The 21,942-nt window shown below is 55.0% G+C and carries 21 protein-coding genes; 11 read left to right on the top strand and 10 right to left on the bottom strand.

The genetic code is table 11. The features are described 5' to 3' along the window. Positions 1–24: 24 nt before the first annotated feature. Together Dvar_RS06665 and Dvar_RS06660 are read right to left on the bottom strand one after the other, a co-directional pair. On the bottom strand, positions 25–1,425 hold the full coding sequence (locus Dvar_RS06665; RefSeq protein ID WP_419660924.1) for a multiheme c-type cytochrome: 1,401 nt from the start codon (positions 1,423–1,425) through the stop codon (positions 25–27). A 66-nt stretch (positions 1,426–1,491) separates the two neighbouring features. Continuing rightward, positions 1,492–2,055 (bottom strand): NapC/NirT family cytochrome c, encoded by a 564-nt coding sequence (locus Dvar_RS06660; RefSeq protein WP_419660923.1) that lies wholly within the window; start codon positions 2,053–2,055, stop codon positions 1,492–1,494. Positions 2,056–2,415: 360 nt separating this feature from the next. Between Dvar_RS06660 and Dvar_RS06655 the strand changes: the two genes are divergently transcribed. Further along, entirely contained in the window at positions 2,416–3,528 is a 1,113-nt protein-coding gene (locus Dvar_RS06655) for a pyruvate flavodoxin/ferredoxin oxidoreductase (protein ID WP_419660922.1), read from the top strand. Further along, the gene (locus tag Dvar_RS06650; protein ID WP_419660921.1) at positions 3,529–4,821 is read left to right on the top strand and encodes a thiamine pyrophosphate-dependent enzyme; all 1,293 of its coding nucleotides are present in this window, start codon (positions 3,529–3,531) and stop codon (positions 4,819–4,821) included. A 197-nt stretch (positions 4,822–5,018) separates the two neighbouring features. Here the strand turns inward: Dvar_RS06650 and Dvar_RS06645 are convergent, their stop codons facing one another. Further along, positions 5,019–5,456, bottom strand: coding sequence for a cupin domain-containing protein (locus tag Dvar_RS06645; protein WP_419664076.1), 438 nt, complete (start codon positions 5,454–5,456; stop codon positions 5,019–5,021). Here Dvar_RS06645 and Dvar_RS06640 point away from each other — a divergent pair. Together Dvar_RS06640 and Dvar_RS06635 are read left to right on the top strand one after the other, a co-directional pair. Continuing rightward, positions 5,420–5,572 (top strand): NAD(P)H-binding protein, encoded by a 153-nt coding sequence (locus Dvar_RS06640; RefSeq protein ID WP_419664075.1) that lies wholly within the window; start codon positions 5,420–5,422, stop codon positions 5,570–5,572. The genes Dvar_RS06645 and Dvar_RS06640 overlap by 37 nt on opposite strands. A 30-nt stretch (positions 5,573–5,602) precedes the next feature. Next, on the top strand, positions 5,603–5,863 hold the full coding sequence (locus Dvar_RS06635) for an NAD(P)-dependent oxidoreductase (protein ID WP_419660920.1): 261 nt from the start codon (positions 5,603–5,605) through the stop codon (positions 5,861–5,863). A gap of 262 nt (positions 5,864–6,125) precedes the next feature. Here Dvar_RS06635 and Dvar_RS06630 read toward each other — a convergent pair whose 3' ends face one another. Continuing rightward, positions 6,126–6,494 carry a DUF362 domain-containing protein gene (locus Dvar_RS06630; protein ID WP_419660919.1) on the bottom strand — a complete coding sequence of 123 codons (369 nt, stop codon included), beginning with the start codon at positions 6,492–6,494 and terminating at the stop codon, positions 6,126–6,128. Positions 6,495–6,742: 248 nt separating this feature from the next. Between Dvar_RS06630 and Dvar_RS06625 the strand changes: the two genes are divergently transcribed. Genes Dvar_RS06625 through Dvar_RS06610 form a run of 4 tightly spaced genes read left to right on the top strand, consistent with a single transcriptional unit; the run spans position 6,743 to position 10,735 of the window. Next, a complete protein-coding gene (locus tag Dvar_RS06625) occupies positions 6,743–7,525 on the top strand; it encodes a YkgJ family cysteine cluster protein (RefSeq protein ID WP_419660918.1) in 783 nt (260 codons plus the stop codon). After that, entirely contained in the window at positions 7,522–8,364 is an 843-nt protein-coding gene (locus tag Dvar_RS06620) for a creatininase family protein (protein WP_419660917.1), read from the top strand. Before Dvar_RS06625 ends, Dvar_RS06620 begins: the two co-directional genes overlap by 4 nt. A 32-nt stretch (positions 8,365–8,396) precedes the next feature. Next, entirely contained in the window at positions 8,397–10,139 is a 1,743-nt protein-coding gene (locus tag Dvar_RS06615) for an adenine deaminase C-terminal domain-containing protein (protein WP_419660916.1), read from the top strand. After that, positions 10,136–10,735, top strand: coding sequence for a pyridoxamine 5'-phosphate oxidase family protein (locus tag Dvar_RS06610; RefSeq protein WP_419660915.1), 600 nt, complete (start codon positions 10,136–10,138; stop codon positions 10,733–10,735). Before Dvar_RS06615 ends, Dvar_RS06610 begins: the two co-directional genes overlap by 4 nt. Positions 10,736–10,770: 35 nt before the next feature. Here the strand turns inward: Dvar_RS06610 and Dvar_RS06605 are convergent, their stop codons facing one another. Continuing rightward, entirely contained in the window at positions 10,771–11,415 is a 645-nt protein-coding gene (locus tag Dvar_RS06605) for a GNAT family N-acetyltransferase (protein ID WP_419660914.1), read from the bottom strand. An 80-nt stretch (positions 11,416–11,495) separates the two neighbouring features. Here Dvar_RS06605 and Dvar_RS06600 point away from each other — a divergent pair, with 80 nt between their 5' ends. Further along, a complete protein-coding gene (locus tag Dvar_RS06600; protein WP_419660913.1) occupies positions 11,496–12,527 on the top strand; it encodes a WYL domain-containing protein in 1,032 nt (343 codons plus the stop codon). A 299-nt stretch (positions 12,528–12,826) separates the two neighbouring features. On the opposite strand, the gene Dvar_RS06595 is transcribed toward Dvar_RS06600, so the two are convergent. The 5 genes from Dvar_RS06595 to Dvar_RS06575 form a co-directional block, all read right to left on the bottom strand. Next, positions 12,827–13,489, bottom strand: a complete 663-nt coding sequence (locus Dvar_RS06595; protein ID WP_419660912.1) for a TetR/AcrR family transcriptional regulator — start codon at positions 13,487–13,489, stop codon at positions 12,827–12,829. 513 nt (positions 13,490–14,002) lie between these two features. Next, positions 14,003–15,889 carry an anaerobic carbon-monoxide dehydrogenase catalytic subunit gene (cooS, locus tag Dvar_RS06590; protein WP_419660911.1) on the bottom strand — a complete coding sequence of 629 codons (1,887 nt, stop codon included), beginning with the start codon at positions 15,887–15,889 and terminating at the stop codon, positions 14,003–14,005. Between the two features lie 22 nt (positions 15,890–15,911). Continuing rightward, on the bottom strand, positions 15,912–16,523 hold the full coding sequence (locus tag Dvar_RS06585) for a 4Fe-4S dicluster domain-containing protein (protein ID WP_419660910.1): 612 nt from the start codon (positions 16,521–16,523) through the stop codon (positions 15,912–15,914). A gap of 19 nt (positions 16,524–16,542) precedes the next feature. Next, positions 16,543–17,769, bottom strand: a complete 1,227-nt coding sequence (locus tag Dvar_RS06580; protein ID WP_419660909.1) for an NAD(P)/FAD-dependent oxidoreductase — start codon at positions 17,767–17,769, stop codon at positions 16,543–16,545. A 159-nt stretch (positions 17,770–17,928) separates the two neighbouring features. Continuing rightward, positions 17,929–20,307 carry a response regulator gene (locus Dvar_RS06575; protein ID WP_419660908.1) on the bottom strand — a complete coding sequence of 793 codons (2,379 nt, stop codon included), beginning with the start codon at positions 20,305–20,307 and terminating at the stop codon, positions 17,929–17,931. A 414-nt stretch (positions 20,308–20,721) separates the two neighbouring features. On the opposite strand from Dvar_RS06575, the gene Dvar_RS06570 reads away from it, so the two are divergent. Together Dvar_RS06570 and Dvar_RS06565 are read left to right on the top strand one after the other, a co-directional pair. Beyond that, positions 20,722–20,940 (top strand): hypothetical protein, encoded by a 219-nt coding sequence (locus tag Dvar_RS06570; RefSeq protein WP_419660907.1) that lies wholly within the window; start codon positions 20,722–20,724, stop codon positions 20,938–20,940. Positions 20,941–21,049: 109 nt separating this feature from the next. Then, the gene (locus Dvar_RS06565) at positions 21,050–21,880 is read left to right on the top strand and encodes a uridine kinase (protein WP_419660906.1); all 831 of its coding nucleotides are present in this window, start codon (positions 21,050–21,052) and stop codon (positions 21,878–21,880) included. Positions 21,881–21,942 lie beyond the last annotated feature (62 nt).

Here is a 21,942-nt window from a genome sequence, read left to right as displayed (position 1 = left end):
TGTTTTTTCTTGTTTTTCTTTTTTTTATTTTTTACCGAATATCTTTTCTGGTTTTTGTGTATCCCCGGTCGCGTTGGGATACTTGGGATAGACATAGGCCTTTTTGCCCGTGGCGATCAGGTGGTCCGCCTCTTCCATGAATTCGTTGAAGCGGGCCTTGCATTCATAAAAGCCGTGCCACCAGGCGTAGTCCGGGGCCATCATCATGACGCCCATACGCGCCCGGCGTCCCTCGTGGTGCCACAGCTCGTAGAACTGAAGCTCCAGGTGCTCATCGAAGAACTTGGTCTTGTCCAGCAGGTTCTTGGCGTACAGGTCGTCCAGCATGGCCTTGGCCGGCTTGAAGTAGACATTGTTGTATTCTTCCACGGCCTTGTCGAATCCCTGGTAGAAGTCATCGATCCACGAATCCCCATGGCAGGCGCGGCAGACGTTTTTCATTTTGTCGCGTTCCACCTGCCAGTCGTTGTCGGCGGGAAAGGGTTTGAAGTCGGCCGGGCGAACGGTCAGCGGTGCCTGGGTTTCCCAGGAAATGCGTTCGGTAACATCGTGGGTGCCCATGACCTTGCCGCTGCCGCTCATGTGGCAGGCGGCGCAGGTGGGCGCCCGGTAGTCGGTGCCCGGCGACCACGTTCCGGCGGCGGCCTTGAAATTGAATTCATCCCCGAAGGCGTTGTAGATGGTGCCGTGTTTGGACTCTTCGTAGATCTCGATCTGGGGATGATCCGGGCCCAGGTGGCAGGAATCGCAGGCCTCGGGCCGGCGTGCCTCGGACACCGCAAATCGGTGCCGGCTGTGACAGCTGGTACAGGAGCCCTTACTGCCGTCCATGTTCAGCCGCCCCACGCCCACATTGGGCCAGGTGGTAGGGTCCAGCTTGCCTTTGTCATCGATGGCCAGCACGGTACCGTGGCAGTGGTAACAGCCGGTTTTGCGTTCGTTGTCCGAGTTCATGCCCTTGTTCAGCCAGGGGTCGAGCTTCCAAATGATCTCGATTGTGTTGGCATGCTTGCTCTTGCTGTACTGGGTCACCTCGTCCGGGTGGCAGCGGGAGCAGTCCTTGGGGGTGACCACGGTGGCGATGGGCACCTTGTATTTCTGCTCCCCATAGGGAAGGTCGCTGCGGCCGTAGTACTTTTCGTGATCTTTGGCCACGTCCTGATCACCGGGCTGGGCCAGGTGGCAGTCCAGACAGGAGATGTTGGCGTTGGCATGGCGGCTGTTGGCCCAGTCGCCGAACAGGCCGGGATTGGTCTGCTTGTGGCACTCGATGCAGGCCACGGCCTCGGGCGCCATGCTGCGCTCGATGCGAAACTCCTTGGCCTTGGCGTAATTGGGCTGTGCCAGGGCGGGTAATGATGTACCGGCCAGCACCAACAGGACTATCATGGTGCCTGCCAAAACAGACAACTTGCGTCGCCTCATGGTGATCCTCCTTTCGATTGAAAGATCTGATGAACGATTATGCAAATAGGTCTTTCAGATTGGCATTCATAGCTTTCTCAGCCCCTTGGCCTGATACGGCACCTCCCGGTACTGCTTGTACATGACGGTCACCTGATCGTTGTGAACCAGGTCATAGTGACAGTCTACACATTTTTTTTCATACCCCGGACGCGGGTAAAGGACTGTTTTATGGGCCAGCATAGCGCCGCGTTTGTCCGGCATGGCGAGCAGGTTGCGATGGCATTTCTGGCACTGGGCATTATCAAAGGAGGCGTAGGCCGCTTCGCGGTTTTTCTGGCGATCGTATTCGTCGATGGTGAAATGTTTGAGCACATCCTTGGCGCCGTGGAAGGTCTTGGCAAAAAAGAAGTCGAATGTTTTGTGAGGTGCGGGCAGGTGACAATCCATGCAATCGGCCACAAACCCTTGAGGATTGTTCACATGGGTTGAAGATCGCCAGGCCACCACTGCCGGCTTGATTTCATGGCAGGACGCACAAAAATCAGGAGTTGAGGTTCTCACCATGGTGTAATAGGTCATGCTGAAAAGCGGAAAGGCGATGACAATTCCGATACCGACAAGGACGGCTGCAATCACGGTCTTTCTCATGATGCCCCCATCAATTACTTTTGGTTATGTTATTAATGCGAAGGATTGCATTTCGACTGCAAATCAGTTCAACGTGCAGGGGTAAAAGTCGGTTCAGCTTTTCGAGTGGGTCCAAATCCTGTTGAATCACACACGCATATAATAGGTAAATATAGATTCAGGTAATCAATAGTGGTGCGCTTGTCACAATTGATCTATTCTACTGGAAAAGGCTTTAAAATGTCAATGTTTTGCCGATCTGGGAATCATAGGGGACGCACCGTCATTGGCGTCTGCGCTGTTGACGGCGCTCGACACATTTTGTAAGCCAGAAGAAGCGTGTCAACTGTGCAGTAATCCCATGAACGAAAAGGAAACATCATGAGTCTTTGTTTCATAGAAGGCAACGAAGCGGTTGCGCTGGGCGCCATGGCCGCAGGATGCCGGTTTTTCGCCGGTTATCCGATCACACCGGCCACCACCATCTACAACGCCATGCTCAAGTACCTGCCCCCGGCAGGCGGCGTCTGCCTGCAGGGCGAAGACGAGATCGCGTCCATCGGCTATTGCCTGGGCGCGTCCATGGCGGGCCACAAGGTGCTCACCGCTACCTCGGGACCGGGGATCAGCCTGTACAGTGAGCAGATCTCCTTTGCCATCGGCAGCGAGATTCCACTGGTGATCGTCAACGTCCAGCGCCTGGGCCCGTCCACAGGATCGGCCACCAAGGGCGCTGACGGCGATGTACAATTCATGCGCTGGGGATCCAGCTCGGGCCTGCCGGTGATCGTGCTGGCGCCGGTGGACACGGCCGACTGCTACCGGCTGACCGCCCATGCCTTCAACCTGGCCGAAACGTTTCGCTGCCCGGTTTTCGTGGCCTCAAACAAGGAGATCGCCATGACCCGTGAGAGCGTGGACCTGGAAGCTGTCAAGCTGCCTGAGATCGTCACCCGCAAGGCGGCCGACCGATCCAAACCGTTTCTGCCCTTTGCCACCCACAGCGATGATACGGCCCCGGATTTTCTGCCCATCGGAGATCAGACCCTGGTGCGCCAGACCAGTTCCACTCACGGCGTCAACGGCTACATCACCGTGGATCCCGATGAGATCAACGCTTTCCAGACGCGCCTAGAGAAGAAGCTGACTGCCCATGTGGACGAATTCACCTTTTTCGACCAGGATATCGATCCGGCGGCCGACACCCTTCTGGTGGCCTACGGCGTGACGGCCCGGGCCGCACGGGTGGCCGTGGCCAGGTGCCGGGCCGCGGGCAAGCCGATTTCTCTGTTGACGCCCAAAACCCTGTGGCCGGTGCCCGAACGGCTGATCAAGGAGACGGCCGCGCCCTGCAAACGCGTTGTGGTCGTGGAGATGAACACCGGCCAGTACGTGCGAGAAATCCACCGCCTGCTGCCCGGCAAGACCATCGACTTTTTCGGCCAGATGAACGGCAATCTAATAAAACCGGAACAGATCAGAGAGGTGATCTAAATGAACAGTCTGATCAATGCCAGCCGCCCCCTAGTGTTCTGTCCGGGCTGCAGCCATGAACGCGTCGTCGGCGCCCTGGACAAGGCCCTGGACAAACTGGGCCTTGCCGGCAACCAGGTGGTGATCGTCAGCGACATCGGATGCTCGGGGCTTTTCGATACGTTTTTCAACACCCACGCCTTTCATGGCCTGCACGGCCGGGCCCTGACCTATGCCACGGGCCTGAAAATGGCCCGGCCCGATCTGACCGTGGTCGTGACCATGGGTGACGGCGGACTGGGCATCGGCGGTGCCCATGTGCTATCCACCTGCCGCCGCAACATCGACCTGACCCTTCTGGTGCTCAACAACTTCAACTACGGCATGACCGGCGGGCAGTGCTCGTCGACCACGCCTCAGGAGGCGGTAGTGGGGTCCGGCTTTCTCAACCGCCTGGAAAAACCCGTGGACATCTGTCAGGTGGCGGCCGCGGCCGGCGCCCCCTATGTGACCCGCACCTCTTCCTATGCCTCGGATCTGGTGGACAATATGGCAGATGCCATCGCTTTCGAGGGTTTTTCCGTGATCGACATGTGGGGCCTGTGTCCGGGGCGCTATACCAAGCGCAACAAGCTGACGCCCAAGATGATCGCCGCCGGCCTGGAAGGGCTGCCCCCCTTCCTGGGGCCGGTCGAGGCCAACCAGCGTCCGGAGTACAGCCGCGGCTACCGCGAAATCACCGGCCAGATGGCCACACCTGCCGGCCCGGCCAGGGTCGAGACCCGTTTTACACCACCGGTCAGCGGCCGCCAGGAAGTTCTCATATTAGGCAGCGCGGGCCAGCGCATCGTCACGTCCGGAGAAATCTTCTGCCTGGCCGGCATGACCGGCGGCATGCATGCCACCCTAAAAAATGACTATCCCATCACCGTATTGCGGGGCCATAGCGTCAGCGAGATGGTGCTGTCCGCTGATCCGGTGGACTACACCGGCATCGACCGGCCGTCGGTGGTGGTGGCCCTGGCCAACGAGGGCGTTGGCCGGCGCAAGAAACTGCTGGCCAAACTGGGCAAGGATACGCTGATCCTCAAGGCGACCGGGGTCGAGCTGCCCGAAACCGGTGCCACGGTAAAGGAGATCGACTTCAAGGCCCAAAAAATCAAATCCCAGGACTGGGCCCTGGCCAGCCTGGCGCTCGTGGCCAAAGACGAGCGGATCATCTCTTTAGAAATGCTCAAGGCCGCACTGGAATTGCGTTTCAATAAAACCGTGTTTGAATCAGCCCTATCATTGGTTGAAAAAGTGACGGCCTGAAAACGCGGAAGAATCACCCGATCGATTTCATCCATCGGGCAGATACAATAGTATAGATAGTGCCCCCAAATAGACCTACGCTTATAACCTTTTCAATTTGATTTCAGATGGTTGGTTTGGGCCGTTCCGGATTCCCGATAGATATCACCATGCGACCATTTTGCCGGGCCGCTCCTGGTGAAATACCAATAAAGCGCTTAAGCGTAACCAACCTGCTTATCTTGCAGAGCACCGAGCCAGCCCGTCTGAGCCAAGGGGTCTTCTGCCAACCAAGAGCGAATGGCTTGGATCACCAAAATGTCAGCCAGGCGGGTGATGATCGTCTCACCGCCGGGCCGCATTGCCCTGGCTTCGGTAGCCATCAAACGTAAGGTGTTTTGAATCCATTCCATCTGAGGCGACTGCCACGCCTCAATGCAGATTAACTTCGGCAAAAGCCGGACAAGCTGGTGGGCGGCTGGGTGGTCAAACCGCACAGTACCACATATTAGGCTCGTAGTTGCTCCTCCCTGACCATACCGCAAAAGTTCATACCGCTCACTAATCTGCTCCCGGGGGAGATCAAAGAGTTTTGCCGCAGGCACACCGGGCTCACTGAATAGTCGATGCCCCTCCCCGTGAGGTACTTGGTGCAGGCCTTCTTAAAAGCAGGATTCGCTCTGAGGGAACGAAAAATATTGTCCGTGCGATGGAAAAGACAGGTGTCCGACGTTTTATTTGTCTATCGACCCTTGGGGTAGGTGATAGTTAGGATAATTTAAGCTTTTTTTGGAAGTATATTATGTTTAACGGTCTCTTACGTAAAGTGTATGCCGACCATGTAAGGCAGGAGAGCCACATCAAGCAAAGCCATCTGGACTGGACAATCGTCCGCTCAGGAGCCTTTACAGAGGGGAAGCGAAACGGCCAATATTGTTACGGATTTCTTGGTACCGACAATACGAAAAAACTCAAAATCTCCCGTGCCGATGTTGCTGATTATATGCTAAAGCAGTTGACGGATGATACATATCTTCACAAGACGCCGGGCCTATCATATTGAGCTTGGGTTTACTCCCAGGTTGCAACCCTGGGGTTGAGTGGCTCATCTTGCGCCCTGCTTGGGGTGATAGAAGGGACCAGCAATAAGTCTCTTTTGGCCAAGGATTCTCAGCTTCACGCTTTTTTTGGGATTCAGGCGAAATTGAATCTCAAATCCATCTTCGGGCTTGGTTCTAACTTCGCCCACTTACCCCTCATTCCCACGCAGAGGGTGGGAACGAGGGTAAGTAAGTGCTGACGGATCTTCAATTCCCTGTCTTGCCTCAGTCTGCGTATTTTCCATTTTGTAGAATCACAAGTTGCTCAATGGTTTTTTCAGCCACCTTTTTATCTTTAGTAAAAAAACGTTGCAAACGGTCGATAAGCTGTCTTTGTTTTTTCTTATCATTTGCATAATATTCATGCGTCAGCAATTTTTCGGCCCAATCAATATTTGCTTGCACTTCTTCAGGGATTCGTTCTCCGTCATGACGAACCGCATTTTCCTGGCAGACATCGTGACACACCGCACATCTTATGCACTCGTCATCATTGATGATGGCAATGTTTTCTTCCATGGAAATTGCCCCAACCGAACATTGATCTATGCATGTTTGACATCCCGTACACAATTCTTTATCTATCCATGGCATTTTGCTTTATCTCCTTTCTTCCTAGCTGTAATCAATAACGCTTCAGCTTTGTTGAGTTCCCATTTACCGCTGCACTGATTCCTACTGTAATCTATGAATTTATTACGGGTGATACAAAAAAATGGCGTGAAATGAAAATGTATAGTACACAACCAGCCGTTGACGATTAGTGGAGTCCATTGGTAAATGATCAATTTACCTATTTTGGGATAAACATTGTATAAACCCTATACCGTTGGAAAAGCGCTATGACAACCCCTCAATCCCCCATCAGCAATACCGGCAACCGCTTCCTGCTGGGCAACGGCACTTTTCAATTCGCCTGTCACAGCAAGGTAAGCTGTTTTACCCGCTGCTGCCATGATGCCGATATGTATCTTTATCCTTACGACATTGTGCGCATGAAAGCGCACCTGGGCATGACATCCGAAGAATTTTTGGTCACGCATACCACCACGGCCATCCGCGACATGCCCACCTTTCCCAACGTGATGCTGAAAATGAGCGACCAGCCGGGCAAGCCTTGCACCTTCCTGACGGAAAAAGGGTGTACGATCTATGCGGACCGGCCCTATTCCTGCCGGGCCTATCCCCTGGAGCCGGCCATGATCGGGGATGAAGACGGCAGTGTACGCGTGCAGCACTATGTCATGCGCCACAGCCATTGTAAAGGTCACCAGGAGGATCGCACCTGGTCGGCACAAGACTGGATGGCTGACCAAAAGATGACCGATTACCATGCACCCAACAGCCTGTGGGCGCGCATCGCGGCACGATTTCAGACCAACCCGTTCGGTCCGCAGGGTATCGACAGCCCGCCCATGAAGATGGCTTTCATGGCCAGCTACAACATGGATACCTTCCGTCGCTTCGTTTTCGAAAGCAGTTTCCTGTCCCGTTATGATGTGGCGCCAGAGCAGTTGGAAGCGGCAAAAAGCAACGATCGGGAATTGCTCATGCTGGGACTGGCCTGGATCGAACGGTTTTTGTTCGGCGAAGGGGCGTTGAAAGAAACGGAGGAAACCCATTGATACACAAGCTGGACGAGATGACCTGGATGGAACTGGACCAGCTCGACCGTGAACGCACCTTAATCCTGATTCCCATCAGCCCCTTGGAAGAGCACGGCCCGCACCTGCCCATCGGCACCGACGTCATGGCCGCAGCCGATATCGCCGAGCAGGCGGCCATGCAGCTTGCACACAAGGCATCCGAGCATGCCATTGTGCTTTGCCCAGCCACGCCTTTGGGCTGCGCGAATATCACTGCGGATTTTCCCGGCACCATTTCACTGCGGGGCTCTACGTTGAAAAATGTGGTGGTCGACATCTGCCTGGCCTGGGTGGGACAAGGATTCAAATATCTGCTTTTCTGCAACCACCATCTGGACCCGATCCACATGAAAGCAATTTTATGGGCGATCGAGGAAGTCAAGGCCGAGCATACGGTGCACATTGCCGAAACCATGAGCCGGTCGGTTTATGCCGGGCTGGAAAACGAGGTCGCCACCCACGGCCGAGCCATGGGGCTGGACATGCGTTTTGAAATTCACGCCGACGCCAAGGAAGCCGCCTATATTCGCTATCGCCGGCCGGTGCTGTTCAAACCCGATGCCGCCCCGCTCGAGCCGGTGCGCATCGACGTCCGCAAAGGCATGCAGGCCGGCCATACGACCTTCAAACAGATGGGCGCCGAGATGGGCTACATCGGCAGTCCCGCACAATCCGATCCGGATTTCGGACGCCTGCACATCGAGGCGTGCACCCGCCAGGCCGTCGAGCTGGCGCTGAAGCTGATTCGTGGCGAGTCCTTGCCACCGATTAGTCCAAAAATGTGGGCGTTTTTGGATAAATTTGTCAATCTGGATTAGCATCGGAGATGAAATAAATTGAGGAGACTGCCATGAACGAGAAGAAAAGACGCATCGATGTGGCCCTGGGCCGCGCCCCTGCCGATCTGGCCATCGTCAATGCCCGGCTGGTCAATGTCTACACCGGAGAAATTCTCGATAATCAATCGGTGTGCACCTGCAACGCGCACATCGCCTGCATGGGCCAGGATGTCGGTCATGCCATTGGCGAGACGACCCAGGTCATCGATGCCCAGGGCGCGACGCTCATTCCCGGATTGATCGACGGACACACCCACCTGGCCTGGCTGTTTACCGCCGATGCGTTTCTAAAATACGCGGCCCGTGGAGGCACCACCACCATCATTACCGAAACCCTCGAGGTCTATCCGGTGGCCGGGGTGGCCGGGGTGCTGGACTTCATGGCATCGTTCAAAAATCAGCCGATCAAGTTCTTCGGCACGGCCCCGCCCATGGTCTCCGTCAGCCAGGCAGCCAACGGCATTGACACGGACGATCTTGAGACATTGCTCGGTCAGGACGACATCATCGGCCTGGGTGAGTCTTACTGGCAGTCGGTAATCCAGAACCCGGACATATACCTGCCGATTTTCGAGAAAACCCTGGCCCATGGCAAGGTGCTTGAAGGGCATTCGGCCGGGGCCCGGGGCAGCAAGCTCCAGGCCTATGCCGGCTGCGAAATCTCCTCCTGCCATGAGCCGATCAAGGCCGAAGAAGTGCTGGAGCGCTTGCGACTGGGCATCTACGTGATGATCCGCGAGGGCAGCATCCGCCGCGACCTGGCCCAGATCGCGGCAATCAAGGATATGAACATCGATACGCGGCGGCTGATTCTCACGACGGACGGCATCACACCAAAGGATCTGATGGAAATGGGATACATGGAGTATCTGGTTCAGAAAGCCATTGACTGCGGTTTTGATCCGGTGGTGGCCATCCAGATGGCCACCTTGAACGTGGCCGAGCATTTCGGCCTGGACGATCGCATCGGGGGCATCGCCCCGGGCAAATTGGCGGACATGGTTTTGATTCCCGATCCCACGACTATCGATGCCCGCTGTGTGGTCAGCAATGGCCGCGTTATTGCCCAGGACGGGCAGCTGGATGTCTCACCCCGCCGCCACGTCTTTGCCTCGGCCAGTCTGAACAGCATCCACCTCGACAAACCCGCCCTTGCATCGGATTTTTCCATTGCCTATACCGGAACAGGCCAAACCGCCAGTGTACGGGTCATTGAAATGGTCACCGATCTGGTGACCCGCGAAGTCACAATGAACCTTCCGGTTTCAGACAGACAAATCAAACTGGATACCGACAATGACCTGATCAAGGTGGCAGCCATGGACCGGACAAAATTTCCCGGGAAGACCTTTACCGGCCTGATCAAAGGGTTCGGCATGCACGCCGGTGCCATTGCCTCCAGCGCGGCCTGGGACACGACCTGCATCATCGTTGTGGGAGCAGATGAAAATGATATGGCCTTGTGTGTCAACCGCATCCGTGATCTAAACGGTGGTGCGGTTGTCTGTCGGGATGGCGAGGTCATGGCAGAACTGCCCCTGCCCATCTTCGGATTGATGACCGATCTGTCCATTGAACAATTAGATGAAAAGATCGACATCATTAAACAAGGGGCCAAAGATATCGGCGTGTCCTTCCCTGACCCGCTGCTGACCATCGTCACCTTGACCGGTGCGGCCATCCCTTATTTTCGAATTTGCGAAGAAGGATTGGTGAATTTGAAAGACGGGAAAACAAAAGCGCTACAATCATGAGCAGTAAAGATACACTGGACCATGTAATTGTATCAACCTGGACAATGCTCAAAAAGGGCGTCACCCGTTCCACCGACCCGTTTCACCAAGCGGTGCTGGCCACCGGAAAATCCAATGGGTGCGGCCTGCGCACCGTGATTTTGCGTCATGTCGATCAAAGTGAGCGTATATTGGTCTGCTACACAGATGACCGCTCCACAAAAATCAGTGAGATTGAACAAACCGGATGTGCCGGCTGGCTTTTTTATCATCCCCGCAAGATGATCCAGGTGAGAATTCATGGGACGGCATCGGTGCATGCAACCGATGCCATCGCCGATCACTGGTGGTCGAAGGTCAGAGGATTCACCCGGCTCAGCTTTTGCACCGAAAAAGCGCCGGGCACCCCGCTGTCCCGGCCGTCCTCAGGCATATCGCAGCGTTTGCTCAAAGACCTGCCCAAGCTGATGACCAGCAATGCCGGACGCGATCATTTTGCGGCCATCGTCGGCCAGGTGGACTATATCGACTGGCTGCAATTGCGCCCGTCGGGAAACGTTCGGGCACGGTTTCAATGGGACAACGGCCGTTTGGGCGCCTCATGGATCGTGCCCTGATTCTTTGCTTGTTTTCCCTGTAGACGCACTTCGAATCACCCGTTTTTCAGGGGGATACCGAACCTCAGGTATTTGAACGCCTCACGCATGTCATCGGAGATGTGGTTGCCGATGCGTGCCATAAAAAGGTTTTCGGGCCTCAGGCAAATGTTGGGTTCGTTGGTTTTGAATTCACTGAACCCGGCGCCACTGAAAAGCCGCAAGAGCAGACGGCGATAGTTCTCGGCACTCAAACCGGATCCCTCGAGGTCCCAGGTCCACGCGTATCCGACCATGAAGACGATCATGCTCTCGATAAGGGGGTGCATCAGCATCCGGCGGACGATCTCGCCCGCGATACCGCATCCCCGAAACCGGTGGTGCACTTCCACCACCTCGACTTCCATGATCACTCCCGATTTCATTTCCGACCAGCGATCATCCGCATCCGGAGGCGCAAACACCCCGAAACCGGCGATTTGTCCGTCTTCGGTGACGGCCAGAACAACCGACGTGTCTGCCGCGGCGGCGCGGGCTTCCAAAGTCTCGCGCCGGGCAAAGATGGATTTGGGTCGTGCGTTGAGGCCAAAGTAGGTGTCAAAATCAAGCGTTTGGATTGTCTCCGGCGTACAGTCGGTCTGGATGGTCACCAATCCGGAACGATTTTGCCGGTCACCCAGGGGTGGGGAAAAGGTTTTCACGTTGATCTATTGTCTCCTGAAGCGTTACTAGGTTATATCAACACACGATAGAAATATCTTCGCCACCAGGGGCTTGCCAGATGAACCGCATCGACCGGCTGACCGCCATTTTGCTGCAATTACAGACCAAGCGCATCCTTACCGGAAAGGAAATCGCCGAGCGCTACGGGATCTGCCTGCGCACGGTCTACCGGGACATCCGCGCCCTGGAGGATGCCGGGGTGCCCATCGGATCCGAGCCCGGCCTGGGATATTTTCTGGCCCCGGGATACCACCTGCCCCCGGTCATGTTCACCAACAAGGAGGCGCGAGCCCTTCTGCTGGGCGGCAAGCTTGTCGAGAAATTCAGCGATCTGGCAACCAACAGACACTATGCCTGTGCGCTGGATAAAATCAAGGCTGTCATGAACGAGCCGGAAAAAGAGCGTCTCAATACCCTCTCGACCCACATCCAGGTACTGCAGCACGCCCCCCGCCAACCCGATGGGTTCCCCCACGACCTGCTGCCGGATATTCAGGGTATCCTGGGCCGCAATCAGGTCATTCGTATCGACTATACATCCGGTTACAAGGCAGAAACCACACGCCGCGCCGTCGAGCCATTGGGGCTCTGCTTTTACGCGCAACACTGGCACCTGTTGGCCTTCTGCCGGCTTCGCCAGGATTATCGGGATTTTCGCGTGGATCGGATCCGGTCCGTTGATCCGACAGGCGAGACCTTCGATGCCTTTCGGCGGGACAATCTATCCGGACTGATCGTCAAAATGATCCGTGAATCAAAGGCCGCCAAATCCTTTTACGGACAGCTTTTCGGCTGGACTTATGAGGATGCGCCGATGGACGACATGACCTACACACTGGTCAAGGCAGGCGGTGAGGAGGTGGCAGGCATCATGCCGACGCCTGTGGAAGCGGGACCGATGCCCCCGGCCTGGGGGGTGTATGTCACCGTGGATGACGTGGATGACGCTGCGGAAAAAGCGGTTGCGCTGGGCGGTAAGGTCCTGCTGCCGCCTCAGGAGATCCCCGAAGTCGGCCGGTTTTGCGTTATTGGCGATCCCCAGGGTGCATTTATATCCATGATCAGTTATCTAGTGCCCATCCAGAAATGACCAATTTGCCCGATATCGGCGTTGCGCGAAAAATTTTATCCTCGGAATATCAACCATATACCTGTGGTAAAATTTTTCGGGCGCCTTGATCTCGACCAAATTTGCCTATTTCTGGACAGGCACTATCTATAAGGGAACAGATAAAGAGACGGTTTTGCAGCCACACGGGCGTTGGCCTCGCTTGGCTGCAAAACCGTCAGGGCACGTCTGGACAAACGAGCGGTGAAACATGGTCTGATGTTTTCTTGTTTTTTAGATCAAACACTTTAAAATTGATGAATCACTTAAAATGGATCAATTCACGAAGGCGCCGGTATACCAATGCCCCTTAATACGAATTGAAGTAGTTGTTTTTTGTATTCATTTGCCGGGCGGTCTTTCAGATTCCATCCCCGCAAGGGCATAAACACATTTGTAAACACGAGAATATTGGCGCAGGCGTTGATATCGATGTCGAGGCCGGTTTTGCGTTGAACGGCAATGAGCAAATCCCGCCAAAACTGCACCACGTTTTTATCGTCCATCTGCAAAACCACCTTGAGGTGCTGCTTGCTCAGGTATTTGGACTCGGAATAGACGAATTGGATCAGTTTTTTATTGGTGGTATGAAAATCGGTGGTCAGACGCAGGGCATCAGTCAGGGTTTGTACCGGATCATCGGGATCTTCATGCAGGTTTTCCGTCAGGTACTTGTACCAGGTGGTTTGCATGTGCCGGTGCATCAGAAACAAAACATCATCTTTGGACGAGATGTAGTGGTACAACTGCCCCATGGACATGCCGGCCGCTTCGGATATTTCACGGATCGATGTGGGATGATAGCCCTTCTGGAAAAAGACCTTGCATGCGCCCTCAACGATTTGTTTATGTTTTTTGTCAATTGCATGCACCTTTTTGGCGCTGACATCAATCAGTTCAAGGACATGTCCGTCCCAGCTTTTGGAAAAGGATTCATAATCCATGGAATTTTTAACCACTCGTATAATCGGTTTTGGAAGGATTACAGCGTTACATCCTTTCTGGTAACGCAATTCGATCGATCGATAAGCCCGCCCAAGACAGCAGATTTTTTCATTTTGGGGATAGATCCATCGGTTGAAATTATTTAGAGCGCACTAATTATATTTACCACTGGAAAGAAACCGGTGTCAAGCCTTTTAGATACCAGCCACCGGGTAACCGCTTGGGTCGGAAGCGATTGGTGACCGTTGAAAATGAAAAAAAATGCCAACGACCAACATCCAAATGTCAATTGAAGGATCGCATCGATTGAAAATAGACAACACACCACTTATTTGGCAATCATCATAATCGCATTCAGAAAAAATAGAAAGGGGATTTCAAATGCGGCGGCAATTGTAATTATGCCATGTCGACTTTTCCGATAACGATTACGAGCACCGCATAGCTTAAGCACGAGCACGACGGGTATTGACGTTTTTCGTGCTCATGCTCGTAATCGTTAAGGAAATGCATTAATCAACGCTGCGTGCATCCAGTCCCAATGCCTTGCGCTTGGCCTCAATGGTCTTTCGCAGAAATATGGCAGCCTTCTCCGGATCGGGTTCCACGGCAAAAGTGGCGCCGACCACGTCCTTGAGCCCGTCGGTAAGCAGGTTCACGACGTTCAGGCTGCCGGTAATGGGGGGCATGGGGCCCAGGTGGGTGGTCACGCCCGAGGCCACAAAATAGGTACCGATGGTGACTGCTTTTTCCGAGTACCATTCCGGTGCCGACCCGGCTACGGGCAGATCACTGATGTCCACGCCCAGAGCATCGGCCAGGGCCGAGACCAGCACCAGGATGCGCACGTTGTCCACACAACTGCCCATGTGCAGGACCGGTGGAATGCCCAGTGCATTGCAGATCTCTTTAAGACCGGGTCCGGCCATCTCGGCCGCCGCCGGTAGTTTGAAGCCGGCCTTGGCGTTGGCCACGGATACGCAACCCGTGTCCACGACCAGAATGTCGTTTTCAATCAATCGCCGGGTCAGGGTCACGTGGCCGTAATCATGTTTGATCTTGGGATTGTTGCAGCCCACGACGCCGACGGCCCCGCGGATCTTGCCGGCCTTGATGGCCTCGATCAGCGGGTCAGGCGTGCCACCTAATGCGCCTACGATGGTTTCCACCGAGAAGCCCCCCACCGCCTCCTGGGGCTCGACGGGAATAAACGGCTTGCCCTTGCGGTTGGGAAAATTCTCGATAGCCGCACGCACCACGTCAACAGCCTTTTTCTGTGCGTTGTGGGGATGAAATTCTTCGTGCTGCATATGCGGGAACTGCGCCTTGTCGCTGGTGCTGATCATCCGGGTATGATAACTGCCGGCCACCTTGCCCACCGACGGCATGATGCACTGGTAGTCCACGATCATCATCTCCACGACACCGGTGGACAGAATCAGTTCGCTCATCAGATGGTTGCCGGCCATGGCGATCCCCCGGCGCATGAGCAGTTCGTTGCCCGTGCAACAGACCCCCACCAGGTTAATGCCGGTGGCGCCTTTGGATTTGGCCAGATCGATCAGGTCCTTGGACTGGCAGGCCGCCGAAACCATCTCCGACACCACTGGATTGTGGCCATGCACCACAATATTGACCTGGTCTGCTTTGAGTACGCCGGCGTTGACCGTGGTGGGATGGGGGGTCGGCACGCCAAAGAGAATGTCGGAGACTTCGGTGGCAATCATGGAACCGCCCCAGCCATCGGACAGGGCATTGCGCAGGCCCTGAAGCAAAAGGGTTTGCCAGTTGTTGTCCACGCCCATGTGGGTGCGATGCATCATTTCGGAGGTTTCGCGGTCAATGCCGCGCGGCGTGATACCAACCTTTTCCCAGATTTCACGTCGCTTTTTGGGGGCCCGGGCAACCATTTTGACGGATTTTTGCCGCATCCCGTAATCTTCCATCATGGCGTCGGCCAGTTCACCGGCAATGGCCAGGGTTTCCTTGCCCGCTGTGGTCACCCCATATTCCTCGGCCACGCGTTTCAGTTTGGCCTCGTCGCGAATCTGATAGCCGATGGCGCTGCCGTCCGCCACGCCGGCCAGCACTTCCACCAGGTCACGACCGTGATCCGAGTGAGCGGACGCACCGGCGGCGATCATGCGACAAAGGTTGCGGGCCACGATAATGTCAGCATCGGCACCGCAGACGCCGGTCTGGGGGCCTTCGCCAAAGGGATCGACCCGGCACGGTCCCATCACACAGATGCGACAGGAAAGTCCCATCTCGCAGAATCCGCACTGGGGCTGCTGGGCGTCGTGTCGTTCCCAAACGGTTTCAATACCGTCCTTACGGGCCTTGGCGTAAAGCGGATCACCATCCTGGGTGATCGACAACTTGGTTTTGGGATCAAACATCTTATCCTCCTTAAGAATCGCTTCAGCGATCATTCATCCTATCGTTGAGCTTCAGCTCTGATTGTTTGATGGATTTGAGCAGGGCCACGCCGGCGGGAACAACCGGCTGCTCCGTATCGGCAGACATGCTGCGAGCCACCGCGCGGGTTTTGCGGCGCATGGCTTCATCGATTTCTTCATAGGTCAAGGCGTCGGCCTTGCAAACTTCCACACAGGCCGGAATCTGGCCCTTGGTCACCCGTGCACTGCAATTGTCGCATTTGACGGCAATGGGATGTCCGGCGGGGCCAAAGGGATCTTCATGAAAACGGATCACCCCATAGGGACAGGCCATGGCGCAGGAGGCGCAGTTGATACAACGGTCCGGATTGATCATGACCGTACCGGTGCTGCTGAGGCGATAAATGGCGCCAGCCAGACAGGCCATCTGGCAGGGCGCCGGATCGCAGTGACGGCAGCGGTTGGGGAAGCCCTCGTTGAACCGGCCGGCCCCCACATGAATTCGTGGTTTGGGCTGCGGAGTCTCCAGCGTTGCGGCAAACAGCGTACCGCTGCGCGAATGGGCCGTTGCGCAAGCCAGCATACATTGCATGCAGCCCACGCAACGCTCAGGATGGACGACAACTTGTTTCATTGTTCCTCCTTTTTGCATGTTAAAGCAGCTGTCCAAAATTAAATCCCGGCTGCATTAATTTTTCGTCTGCCAGGCGAATGGGCGTACGGTTTTCGATCAAAGCGCGTAGCACCCCACCCTGCTCTATATCGTTAATCAGCATGGCGCCGACAAGTATATTATTCTTAAAAACCAATCGCCGATAGGTCCGATGACTAGCGCCGCCGGTTTGCAGGATCCGATAGCCCGCGTCATCAAATGGATTGGGAACACCCAGGGTAAGCACATCCAGGTCGAATATACGCATCACATTGCGGCTGAGGCTGCCGGGATAGGCCACCGGCCGGCCGGCCATGTTGAGTCCAGCCACACGCCCCTGGGCCGCCGCCTCAGGCCACAGGGCGTTGACCCAGCGACAGCCACGGGCAATATCCACCGATTCGGCCACGTCACCGGCGGCGTAAATGCCCGGCTCGCTCGACTGCATGAATTCATCGACGACCACCCCCAGGTCGACGTCGATTTTATCGATAGGAATAAAGTCGCGCACCGGCAGAACCCCCTTGCCGATGATCACCAGATCGCAAGGCAGACGGATGTCGCCATTGGTCACTACAGCCTGCACCCGGCCGTTTCCCTCGAAGGCACGCACGCTGACGCCCACCTTCACGGTCAGTCCTCTGCGTACCAACTCGTCGAGGATCATGCGACCGGCTACCGGGTCCACCTGCATGGAGAGCGGATAGCCCGAGCTGATCAGCATGGTCACCGACAGGCCACGCTTGAGAAGGCCGTAAGCCGCTTTAAACCCCACCAGCCCGCCACCGAGCACAACGGCCCGGCGCGCACCGTCCAGCGCGGCTACCTGCTGCCGGACATCCTCCTGGGTGCGCATGTAAAATATGTTTTTCAGATTGATCCCATCCGCTGTTACCGGCCGGGGATCGGCCCCGGCAGCGATGAGCAGGCGGTCGTAATCGACCGGCCGGCCATCGGCCAGGCTTACCTGATGTTCATCCACATCGATGGCCACGGCACGCTGACCGAGCAAAGCATCGATCTTCAGCTCATTATAGAATTTCTCTGACCGGATGGGTAATTTCGCATGGGGCTGGGAGCCCTCCAGAACATAGCTGATCATGGGACGGCTATACGGGGGAAAGGTTTCATCACCGATCATGGTGATAACAGCCGACGGGTCCAAGGCCCGAATCGCCTCAGCCGCGCATACGCCGGCAATTCCATTTCCGATAATCACGTGTTTCATGTGGTATCTCCAAGTGGCGGTTCCGCTGACGGACCGGTAGTAGAAGGACGAACACGTTAATGTGGATATTTTTGTTGAAAAAGGTTGGGATGAATAATGAGTAAAGTAAACGGAAAAGATATTAACGGGCGCGCACTGGTATCGTCAAGCCCTAAATCATTACGGGCTATCGTGGGCAAGCTGTTTTTCGATGGTCTCGAGTAGCGTGTCGGGCTTGATGGGTTTGGAAATATAATCGGTCATGCCGGCTTCCAGGCACTTTTCCCGGTCGCCTTTCATGGCATGGGCGGTCATGGCAACGATGGGCAGTTTTGAATTCAGCACGCGCCCACGCCCATCGCGAATGCGCCGGGTCGCTTCGAGCCCGTCCATTTCCGGCATCTGAACATCCATCAAGACCAAATCGTAGGCCGTCGATGCGAGTGCGCCTAAGGCCAATTTGCCGTTGCCGACCACATCCGCCATGAAACCGAACCGTTTGAGCAAAGTCAAGGCCAGTTTCTGATTGACAGGATTATCTTCCACCAGCAGGATACGCACCTTTCGGGCCTTTTGTTCATTGAGGCTGTGGCGGGTCACCAACGGCGGCCGCTGAAGCGTTTGTGATGGCTGTTCCTTCCGGCTTAGCACGGTCACCATACAGTCGAAAAGAAGCGATCGTCTGACCGGTTTGGTCAGGTAGGCGGAGAATCCGATGCGTTTGACCTCCGATGCATCGCCACGCATGCCTTGAGAGGTCAGCATAATCATCAGGGTCTGGCTCAAAAGCGGGTCGGCTTTGATGCGTCGTCCCAACTCGGCGCCATCCATCTCAGGCATCAGCATATCGGAGATCACCAGGTCGTAAGGTGCGCCGGCGTTGACCACGGCATGCATCAGGGAAAGCGCCATCTCTCCGCTGCCCGCCATATCGCAGCTGCATCCCCACAATTTGAGATAACCGTTTAAAATGTCCAGATTGGTCTTGTTGTCGTCCACGATCAGGATCCGTTTACCCTGAATGATATCTGGAATTTCAATGGGCTGCACGGCGGATTGCGGCTGTTTTGCAAAGCGGCAGGTAAACCAGAAAAGCGAGCCTTTCCGCAACCCGCCGCTCTGAACGCCGATCTCGCCGCCCATCAACTCGGCCAGACGCTTGCAGATGGCCAGACCCAGACCGGTACCGCCATATTTTCGGGTAGTGGACGCATCCACTTGCGCGAACGAATTGAACAATGTCATTTGATCGGGCACGGAAATACCGATTCCCGTATCCCGAATGACAAATCGCAGGACCACGTCGGTTTCCGACTCATGTTCCAGAAAAACGCGTAAAACGATTTCGCCCTGTTTGGTGAATTTGATGGCATTTGTGGCCAGATTCATGATGATCTGGCGAAGTCGTCCGGGATCCCCTTTGAGCAGGAAAGGCACCTCGGGATCGATCTGGTAAGCGAATTCAAGACCTTTGGACTGGGCCTGCACAGCGGGCAGGGTAACCAGGTCACCAATGGTTTTGCGCAGGTTGAAATCAAGGACTTCTATATCCAGCTTACCGGCCTCGATTTTTGAAAAATCAAGGATATCGTTGATAATCGACAAAAGGCTGTCGGCGCTGCGCTTACCGGTGTCGACAAAATCCGCTTGTTCCAGGGTCAGGTCCGTATCGAGCAACAGATTGTACATGCCGATGATGCCGTTCATGGGCGTACGGATCTCGTGGCTCATGTTGGCCAGGAACTCGCTTTTGGCCAGCGTGGCTGCCTCGGCACGCTTTTTGGCTTCGGCCAGGACCACCTCGGCCTGCTTGCGCCGGGTGACATCCCGGGCAATACCGCGAAAGCCCAAGGGACGCCCACGCCTGTTACTCAGGAGCGATACCGAGCATTCAATATACCGCTTGATTCCATCTCCACGCACGATTTCATATTGCAGGGCGTGTATCGGTTTGCCGGTTTTCAGAATGGTTTTGATTGACCGGGCCACCTTGTCAGCCGTTGACGGATCCATCACATCGCTGTAAACCAATGACAGCAGGGTGTCCCGATCGTAGCCGAAAATCCGGGTCAGGGCATCGTTGAAAAAGGTAAGGCGCCCTTTAAGGTCAATTTCATAGTACCCCTCTTCGATACTTTCCAGAATGGTATGATATTTTTTTTCACTTCGTTGAAGTAAGCGTTCCCGGCGGTGGCGCGCCACGGCGACAGCAATTGCTCCGGGCAGCAGGTGGGGATCCAGTGACGCTGCCGGCAGGATTCCCTGAACCCCGAGTTCAGCAGCCTTTAGCTCAATCCCGACATGACCGGGCCCGGTCAGTGCGATCACCGGAATGTCCGGTGCCATGGCCAGGACTTTTTTCAGTGCGTCAACGCCCTGGCTGTCCGGCAATTCCAGATTGACACAGATTAATGCATACGCTGACGTGGCTAACGCGTCCAGGCCGTCGGCAAGTGTCGCCACGGGTTTGACCTGGCAGTCAAATGCGCTGATCTGGGAAAAAACGGTGTGGATTGGGGCAGCATCGCCTGCGTTGCCCCAAATCAGGAGAATACGCAACGACTTGATCCTTTCAATGAAAAATGATGATGTGACTGATCCGTGGTCTTGCGCCGAAAGTCCCTGCACTGAAATTCCAAAAACCATATCGGCGCCTTGACAGAACACTTGAACGATGACAGGTCTTGCGGTATGGTTTAATCAGTCATGCCGTAATCGAATCTCAGTGTCATCCTCTCCCACGCATCGCTGACGTCGGTTTCTTCTTATGATGATTTTTCGCTTTTCTTCAAGGATCTTTATTCAGCATGGAAAAAAAGGGCAGAAAATAACCTGAATCGTCGATTCATTACCCCTCACGGGCATGATAGAGGAATAAATATATCTTTTTTTTCCACCACTTTACATGTGCTCAAAGTTGAATTATGATATTTCGATAGTACTTTTTTCCACTACTTGCCACAGGAGGTCATTATGGGCGGACACATTTTTTATCGTGAACGGCAGAAGGTCAAAGACGGATCAAAAACCCCACGCTTTAGGATTGCAGGGGTCTCCGGTGTCGATCTTAAGATCTATGCCGGCCATCTACGCATGAATGAAATACAACAAATGGCCGATGCGGTCGGTGCCCAGCTGGTCGAGTTAACCGGCGGTGGGCATAAAGGAAAGCATAAACAAGCTCAAGCCTAAAACCAGCGTTTGTCCAGAAACAGGCCAATGGGTATCATAAGGATATATTAAAATATCCGAGTCGGATCAATTGGCCGTTTCCGGACAAGCCACAACCCAAGGAGCAAGCATGACACTGGTCAGAGACAAGGACGGTAAGCGCCTGCATGTGAAAAGTCGTCTCATGGGAGAAAGTCTGGTAAGCAAAGCGTTTATAGACAATCTTGATATCGCGCCTCAGGAGCGCCTGTATCCGGATGTCGCCGTGGTAAAAATCGGCGGGCAGTCCATCTGTGACCGAGGAATCAAAGCCCTTCCCGGTATTATCAGGGAGATCGTCAAGGTTCGCAAGGATCAAAAGCTGGTGGTCACCACGGGCGGCGGGACGCGCAGCCGGCACATCTACACCATCGGCTTGGAAATGGGGATGCCCACGGGGATCATCGCCAAGTTCGGCAGTATGATTTCCGAGCAAAACGCCTTGATGATCGCCACCTTGCTCAGTCCCTGGGGGGGCATCCAAATGTCCCATTCGGACATTGTCAAACTTCCCACCTACTTTGCCGAAGGCATTATCCCGGTGATGCACGGCATGCCGCCATACGACTATTTCGCCATCAAACCCAAAACCGGCCGAATTCCCATTCATCGCACCGATGTGGGTCTGGTCGTTCTGGCAGATCTATTGGGTTCCAAAACCATCCTGTTTATCAAGGATGAAGATGGCCTTTATACCGCTGATCCCAAGAAAGACCCTGATGCTGAATTCATACCTGAAATCGGTGCCGCGGACCTGCTGGCAAAGGACCTGGACGACCTGGTGATCGAAAGGCCGTGTCTTGAAATCATCCAAAACAGTGAAGTGATTGACCGGGTTCAGATCATCAACGGCATGGTTCCTGGCAACATTACCAAAGCCATGCAAGGCGAACACGTGGGTACGATCATCTATCGGCAGTAAGGGCCAAGGCATCCTCCTATTCATGTGCATTGCCCGAGCTTTCTCCCCTCCCGATTGACAAG

The sequence above is a fragment of the Desulfosarcina variabilis str. Montpellier genome (assembly GCF_048565275.1).
Taxonomy (GTDB): domain Bacteria; phylum Desulfobacterota; class Desulfobacteria; order Desulfobacterales; family Desulfosarcinaceae; genus Desulfosarcina; species Desulfosarcina variabilis.
This window is presented reverse-complemented; position numbering and strand designations above follow the sequence as displayed.